Origin of the sequence: Pseudovibrio sp. POLY-S9 (assembly GCF_001431305.1) — a bacterium.
Lineage (GTDB): Bacteria > Pseudomonadota > Alphaproteobacteria > Rhizobiales > Stappiaceae > Pseudovibrio.
In genome coordinates this window covers 27,820-31,566 of the sequence record NZ_LCWX01000131.1, presented here as the reverse complement: position 1 = coordinate 31,566, position 3,747 = coordinate 27,820, and the positions used below count along the sequence as shown (strand labels likewise).

Here is a 3,747-nt window from a genome sequence, read left to right as displayed (position 1 = left end):
CTGGCTGGCGGACATGCCAAACCGTGCCTGAAAAGAACGCGCAAAGGTGGAGGGTGAGGCAAAGCCCATGTCCAGCGCCGCATCGGTAATGGAGATGCTGGCATTCTGCTTCAGCCGCCGCGCGGCCTTTTCAACCCGCACCCGGCTGGTGAACTGATTGACCGTCTCTCCGGTCATGGCCTTGAAGATACGGTGAAAGTGATAGGGAGAAAAACACGCCGCATCGGCAATCTGGGCAAGGGAGAGATCTTCGCAGATGTTCTGCTCAATATAATCCATCGCCCGGTTAATCCGCTGCGTATAGATGTTCTTCTGCAAAGCTTCATGCCGCATCGTCAGCCTCCCATACTCGGCAGAAGCTTACAACATACCGCGCAAAAGAGGAGCTGGAATTTGGGGAGGGGAAGGGGCAAAACATCAAGGGCAAAGCTCTGTTAAAACGAAACACCGTCCAAGCTTAAGCAGTCATCGCGCGCCATTCTTTGCAATTCTTGCTATGTTTGCATCCCACATGCCACATCCTGAAAAAGCGCTGGCCTGCGAAGGGATGACAGCTCCGCAGACCAGCAGGGCACCCTTGGCGGCAATGCGGGGTGTATGCGCGTTCCGCCTCCGGCACCAGAGCGGCTGGCACGCACGGCGCCAAACGCTCAAGCACAGTCGGTCTGCACAGGCACATCGTGGCAAAAGACCCGTCACGACACCCATGCGGCCATCAAAAAAGCCGATTGCCTGAGATGATCAGGAACCGGCTTTGTCTGGAAACACTACTGTTTTGGTTATGGGCTGCGGTTGGTCGACCTGCTCCAGGCCGTATTCCCGAAACCTGCTTTTGGGCATGGGAGAGGAATACGCGTCAATAATCTGTCCGCAGCTTTTTTGAAGAGCTTCCAAGCGGTCGCGGAAGGCATAATGCAAAGTGAACAAAGCATCCCGCTCGCTGCTGTCCTGCATCCTCTCGCTCAGCAACAGCTGCTGCATATAAGCAAGGTTCTGCAAATCAGATGCAGCGACGAGCACTTCGTCTATTTCATTTTGGAAAGTATTTGTGGTGCCACAGGCACATGCGGAACTGGTCATTTCAATGCCCCTTGTATTTGGCAGTTGAAGGACCGCGCGGCAGTCAAGTTTGTGATGACCCACTGGCGAGCGGGAGGTTCACAACCTGATACAAGGCAGGCAGGTTTATTCCTTCCCGAAGGAAGTGTTGTATTCACCGTCCTCCCGCTCATAGCAAAGGGTTTGCGCCCCTTCAGAAAAAAGGCACAAAAAATCCGCCAGTTACGGGAGCGGTAGCCGCTTGTATTGAGGTTGTGAAGCCTCACACATGAATGTGGAATGAAACACCGCCCATGTCAAATCGGTAATTTAGACAAGGGGTGTGGATTGGTGGAAAGAAGAGGGTATTTAAACGGGAGCTGAAACAAACATCTGCCCCCACCCCCGGTGTCATCCCGGCCCCGAGCCGGGATCTATACCCACAATCGCCAGAACTCACAAACTCAGCACTGGATACCGGATCTCCACTCCGTTCCGTCCGGCATGACGGAGGAGAGGAACACGGGTGATAAGTAACGCGTTGGCGAGCTATCTGTAGTGCAAGCATTATGTACTCAGTATCTACAAGTGCTCTAGAAATTGGCGGAATACAAACCATTACCTTGATATTCTGCTAGGCCAAGCATCTCGAAAACTCCCCCAATTGTTGTGAAGTTACAGCCACCTTCTTTGGCGCATGCAGGTAACGTTTCATTGAACCAGCGCCTCGAGAGTTGCCGATGCTCAAACAGATAAGTTGCAACCACTTCCCACTCAGAAATAGTGATCCCTTTGCTGTGGGGCCGATGAGGATTTTGGTGGTTCGGGATATTGTAAATTAAAGCCCGTTCTCCACGACGCTTACCCCATCCCTTCACGGTGAACGGAGCTTGAGCATTTGGTTTTGGAATAAGGCTTCCAGCGGGAATTCTCTGGAGAGCATCAATTAAGTCTTCGCTGTTTTTAATAGGCATTGGATTACCACTTTAAGATGAATGCGCTACTGCTAGAGATAGGGAGATTGATAACTGTAGGTAGGGTCAAATTGAGAGGTTGTCGAAATCTAGGTAACTATAAATAAAGTCACCGCTAGTTGCTGCGTAGTGGGAGACATGACAGGGTAATAATGGATGCCATACACCTGGTGTAATTACCTGAACTAGCTCCTCTCCGGGTGTCGACATCTGATTTATCAAGCTATTGGTTGGTATCTCATCACCTTGGCGAAAAAATACCCCCACATTGTAAAGCGCATCGCTTGCTCTCCCTTGACACACGAAGCCATCACGACTGATTGCAAAGCCGATCCTTCGCTCGCTTAGTTCAATCCAGCGGTATGCGGCGGCTGCGCGAGAAACTCCTAACTCTGTTGCAAGGTTCGAAATTGCCTCATGAGAAAAAGTGCGTTCTTTATCGTACACTCTTACAATATCAGGAGGCATTAGTAGGTGAGCTGCAAATTCGTTTGCCTCACGTTCAAAAATCTCATTTTGGAAATCATTTACGTTTTCTACAGAGCAATTAAAGCTATTCTGCTTGTACCTATGAGCTATGAAATGACCAATTTCATGGGCAAATGTGAAGTTTCTGCGCGGTTGGTACTTAATTGTCGTGTTGACGCCAATTGTCCAATGAGTGGTGCCTTCGGCTCTAATCATAATCCCTTCGAATGTGTCAAACTGATCGAAAACCACTTTGCACTGGTCCCCATTAGAAGTGGGAATTACGATATCGTTTAGGATTGTAGATAAATCAATTTTGCTCTCATTGGGCCCGAATTGGCGCCATAGCTTAATGATCCTATTCGCTTCTCTTATTAGCTTTACCATCATTCATCATGTCTGAAATACTGAAAAGCTTGTCCAGATCGCTTTGCGAAAGGCCTCTGTTTTGAGCTCCTCTGGCAAGGGCAATCTGCACGTGAGCCTCAGTAGGTTCTTTGGCAGTGTCATCAATTAAGTATTCTGCAGATATATCTAAAACTTTTGCAATCTTTAATAGCAACTCTCCCGAAGGTTTCGCGGGTTTTTTGTTTTCGAGTTGCCAGATATATGCCTTTCGTGAGCCAACTTTTTCTGCGAGCTCATCGAGTGTTAACTGCCGGTCTTTGCGCCTCTTACGAAGCTTTTCCCCGAAATCATTAGACATGGCTGTTCCCAAATTATTGCTTCTCATTTTTATCTTTACAGTATCACAAGGACTATACTAATTCTAGTATCGTGATCGCGATATTTTTGTATCGTACATTGTGGTGCAAGAGCGAAAAGCTCATTTCAGGAGGCGACATGCCGAATTATTACGTGAATCAGAATGCTCAATTGAATGGTGATCATGAAGTGCACGAAGAAGGGTGCTCTTACATGCCAGCCCCGCAAAATCGGATGCCTCTTGGTGTACATTCGAACTGCGCATCGGCGGTTCAGGCAGCCAAACGGCGTTATGACAGAGCAAATGGTTGCTATCATTGCTCATATGCTTGCCACACGAGTTAGGAAGAAAAAATGGCGACAAACCCTCCCAAAGGTGACGGACGGCGTATTGGGGCAGTCCGTGGACGATCTCAAACATTCAACCCCAAAACTGAAACTTGGACAAAGCGCGACGCAGAAACGGGACGCTTTATGGATGGCAAAAAGGACGGAACGCCATTTAAGGGTGTCCGGAAGGAGAAATGATTGATTACTAGGGGAGGCGACCAGTTCGTTTCCC

The 3,747-nt window shown here is 48.8% G+C and carries 6 protein-coding genes; 1 reads left to right on the top strand and 5 read right to left on the bottom strand.

Annotated elements, in window-relative coordinates; genetic code table 11:
* The 5 genes from PPL9_RS11285 to PPL9_RS11265 all read right to left on the bottom strand — a co-directional run.
* The coding region (locus tag PPL9_RS11285) for an AraC family transcriptional regulator (protein WP_152986670.1) at positions 1-333 on the bottom strand (333 nt) is incomplete at its 3' end.
* 408 nt (positions 334-741) lie between these two features.
* Positions 742-1,080 (bottom strand): hypothetical protein, encoded by a 339-nt coding sequence (locus PPL9_RS11280; RefSeq protein ID WP_057462793.1) that lies wholly within the window; start codon positions 1,078-1,080, stop codon positions 742-744.
* A gap of 551 nt (positions 1,081-1,631) precedes the next feature.
* On the bottom strand, positions 1,632-2,012 hold the full coding sequence (locus tag PPL9_RS11275; RefSeq protein WP_057462792.1) for a hypothetical protein: 381 nt from the start codon (positions 2,010-2,012) through the stop codon (positions 1,632-1,634).
* Between the two features lie 66 nt (positions 2,013-2,078).
* Positions 2,079-2,867, bottom strand: a complete 789-nt coding sequence (locus tag PPL9_RS11270; RefSeq protein WP_280139051.1) for an ImmA/IrrE family metallo-endopeptidase — start codon at positions 2,865-2,867, stop codon at positions 2,079-2,081.
* Positions 2,839-3,186: a helix-turn-helix transcriptional regulator gene (locus PPL9_RS11265; protein WP_057462790.1), complete on the bottom strand. Its 348-nt coding sequence runs from the start codon at positions 3,184-3,186 to the stop codon at positions 2,839-2,841. Before PPL9_RS11265 ends, PPL9_RS11270 begins: the two co-directional genes overlap by 29 nt.
* Positions 3,187-3,539: 353 nt before the next feature.
* Between PPL9_RS11265 and PPL9_RS32800 the strand changes: the two genes are divergently transcribed.
* Positions 3,540-3,713, top strand: a complete 174-nt coding sequence (locus PPL9_RS32800) for a hypothetical protein (RefSeq protein WP_152986668.1) — start codon at positions 3,540-3,542, stop codon at positions 3,711-3,713.
* Positions 3,714-3,747 lie beyond the last annotated feature (34 nt).